Genomic DNA, 450 nt, shown 5'->3' on the forward strand with positions numbered 1-450 from the left:
TTATGCCTTTGGCGAATATAATTTCAACCAATCCAACGCCTTGCCGATCGAACCCGATTGGACGGTCGGGGTTGGCGTGCGCTATACGATCCTCTCCAATATCGGGCGCAAGCATAGCGAGGACGCCGCGCGCGCCACCGCCGCCGCCGCCGCCGACACTGCGGCTGAAGCGCGCAAGACTGCCACCGGCGCGACGATGCGCGCCTACAATCTGGTCGAGGCGGCGCGGCGGTCGTTCGTGCTGCTCGACAGCAGCATCACCGCCGCGCGCGAGAATCTGCGGGTGCAGACGGTCGCGTTTCGCGAGGGCGAGGGGACGGCGACGCCGGTGATCGCGGCGCAGGCGGCGCTGGATGCGGCCGAGGCGCAGCGCATTTCGGTGGCGTATGAATATGATCTGGCGCTGGCCGGGCTGCTGGCATCGTCCGGGCGGCTGGATGAATTTAGCGG

Annotated in this window: 1 protein-coding gene; it reads left to right on the forward strand. The window is 66.9% G+C overall.

Features of this window, described 5'->3' with window-relative positions; all coding sequences use genetic code 11:
- Positions 1-450, forward strand: a 450-nt coding sequence (locus AACY52_RS31260; protein ID WP_339561534.1) for a TolC family protein, incomplete at both ends; no start/stop codon positions are given.

The organism is Pseudomonas sp. EA_65y_Pfl1_P113 (assembly GCF_963970525.1).
Lineage (GTDB): Bacteria > Pseudomonadota > Gammaproteobacteria > Pseudomonadales > Pseudomonadaceae > Aquipseudomonas > Aquipseudomonas tritici.